Source organism: Caballeronia choica (genome assembly GCF_001544535.1).
In the GTDB taxonomy this organism is placed as follows: domain Bacteria; phylum Pseudomonadota; class Gammaproteobacteria; order Burkholderiales; family Burkholderiaceae; genus Caballeronia; species Caballeronia choica.
Window position 1 is genome coordinate 1 of the sequence record NZ_FCON02000387.1, and the last position, 2,134, is coordinate 2,134.

The following is a 2,134-nucleotide window of genomic DNA, read 5'->3' on the forward strand; positions in this document are numbered from 1 at the left end:
TCATTGTAGTTCTCCGGAAAAGAAAGGGGAACGCCACGTTGAAGCGGTCCCTTGGAACGGCTTAGAGTTTTTATCGACCAGTGGTGAGGCGGCGCCGGGTCGTCGTTGTCCCCTTCATCAAATCGGGCACCGCCTCTAAACATCGGCTGGGGAGCCGATTAACGCCAGCCGCCGCCCAGCTTGCTCCATGCGTTGGCAGCGGCATCCGCGCCCGAGCCACCCGTTGCCGACGCCGTGCCGTGACCGACACCGCCCGCGCTCGACGTATTAATGTGGCTCGTCGTCGCGTTGGTGCCGTTGCCGGTCACGCCGAAGCCGCTGCCGGCGATCGCTTGCGCGTTCGCGTTCGACATGCCGTAGTCGGTCGCCGCGAATGAACCGTAGCCCGACACGGAGGCGGAAGTCTGGCCACCCGACGAAGAGGTCGAGCTGGAATTCGTTCCCGTGCCGGCAACAGCCGCGACCGAGAAGAGCGAGAACAGTGCAGCGGCGATCATCGTGCGTTTCATGATTTGCATTCCTTATTGAATTGAAAGATTGTCTCTTTGTTTTATGACGACATCCACTCCATCTCCCCACTGACTCATGACACTCGCGGTCACGTGGCCAGGTGCTGCAGCCTTTCGGCTTAGCGCCAGCCGCCGCCGAGCTTGCTCCATGCGTTGGCTGCCGCGTTGGCACCCGACGTGCCGCCTGCCGTCGCGCCGCCGAAGCCCGCGCCGCTGACCGTCGTCGTGTTGATATGGCTTGTCGTTGCGTTGGTCGTGTTGCCGGTGCTGTTAAAGCCCGCGCCGGCGGTGGCCGAGGCGTGGCCGTTGGCAGCGCCGGCATCGGTTGCCGTGAAGTAGCCGAAGCCGGCCACTCCAGCGGCGGTCGTAGCGCCCGAGGTCGAGCTCGAGCTGGAGCCCGTGCCGGTGGCGAATGCCGCGACCGAAACGAGGGAGAGAACGGCTGCTGCGATCAGATTGCGTTTCATGGTATGTCTCCAGGTTGATGGCGCACGGTTATCCAGCTACATCGACGCCGACATGTAGCAGGTACAGCGAAAAGCGTTCTGAACCACGCCAAAGCGTGCGGGTGCGCGCCTCCGCACAGAGCGTTACGTTATCTTCAACGAAGCTCCGCGCGATGCGACCGTACGGCTTCCGGCGTGATGCGCGTCAGGGACGCGCGGGGAATCGGTCTGGTTCGGGCGTGACAGTGACGGCAACGTGGCGTAGCCGTGCATCGATGATCGATGCGCCGTCGGTCGAGTCGAAGTGTTCTGCTGGCGATTGACCGCGCATGGCGGCCAGGCCAGCGGTGCTCGTGTTTTCTTGTTCGTTCTTCATCGCTATCCCCGTAGCATCGTATCTTGATGCTTTCAAGTAGGTTCGTTTTGCTTTCACGTTCGTCCTACGTTTGATGTGACTTTACGGAAGATGTGGGACAAGAAGCGTTAGACATCCAACACTAATCATCACATCAGATTTCTTCGTGAGAAAGAGTGTTCGTAAACGCTCATTGAATCGGGGCATGGCGTGAATGCCAGAGCTAAGGTCAAGAGTGATGTATGGGCAGCTTGATGGTCGGCGATTTCAGGCGGCGAGTTTCTGCTGAGCCGGTCGATAGTCTTGCACCGGTTCGCCGTCCCTGAAGGCAATGTCGTCCAGCAACAGCTTGATCTGTTCGGGGCCGTTAATGCGGCGCCAGGTTTTTTCGGCTTCCTCGATCAGCTTGAATGCCAGGCCAAGGAAAGTCGGTCGCGACGCGTAGTTGCGCGTGCGCGTAGTGCGGTGGCGCACGGTCGCGAACGTCGACTCAATCGCATTCGCGGTCCGCAAATGCTGCCAGGGCGGATTCAACCGGTCGTCGCAACACCTTTGACCGAGGAGGTGTTTATGGGACGACCAGCGGGGTGGATGCATAAGTTGACAGGGCGAGGAGCGATGCGCTCGCCGGGTGCACCGTCACACCGGCGTGAGATCGAGCGTCTATTTTGGAAGCAGATCGCCACCGGTATCACGAGCGAGAAAGCAGCAGAGGCGGTTGGCGTGTCGCAATAATGCAACTTAATTGTAAGCGGTAGTTTCAGCACGTCGAATGTAGAATCGTTTGCAATCGATGGGCGAATGTAGCCGCATCGCGGCGGTCG

General features: G+C 60.0%; 3 protein-coding genes and 2 pseudogenes. 1 reads left to right on the forward strand and 4 read right to left on the reverse strand.

Annotated features, from left to right (window positions below):
* Positions 1 to 158: 158 nt before the first annotated feature.
* From AWB68_RS44270 to AWB68_RS44280, 4 genes and pseudogenes are all read right to left on the reverse strand, one after another.
* On the reverse strand, positions 159 to 509 hold the full coding sequence (locus tag AWB68_RS44270) for a hypothetical protein (protein ID WP_200828978.1): 351 nt from the start codon (positions 507 to 509) through the stop codon (positions 159 to 161).
* Between the two features lie 119 nt (positions 510 to 628).
* On the reverse strand, positions 629 to 976 hold the full coding sequence (locus AWB68_RS44275; RefSeq protein WP_087650374.1) for a hypothetical protein: 348 nt from the start codon (positions 974 to 976) through the stop codon (positions 629 to 631).
* Positions 977 to 1,160: 184 nt separating this feature from the next.
* On the reverse strand, positions 1,161 to 1,331 hold the full coding sequence (locus AWB68_RS48680; RefSeq protein ID WP_160110194.1) for a hypothetical protein: 171 nt from the start codon (positions 1,329 to 1,331) through the stop codon (positions 1,161 to 1,163).
* Between the two features lie 246 nt (positions 1,332 to 1,577).
* Positions 1,578 to 1,832, reverse strand: a pseudogene (locus tag AWB68_RS44280) (IS256 family transposase); the annotation flags it as partial.
* Between the two features lie 69 nt (positions 1,833 to 1,901).
* On the opposite strand from AWB68_RS44280, the pseudogene AWB68_RS47835 reads away from it, so the two are divergent.
* Positions 1,902 to 2,039 (forward strand): annotated as a pseudogene (locus AWB68_RS47835) (IS30 family transposase); the annotation flags it as partial.
* Positions 2,040 to 2,134 lie beyond the last annotated feature (95 nt).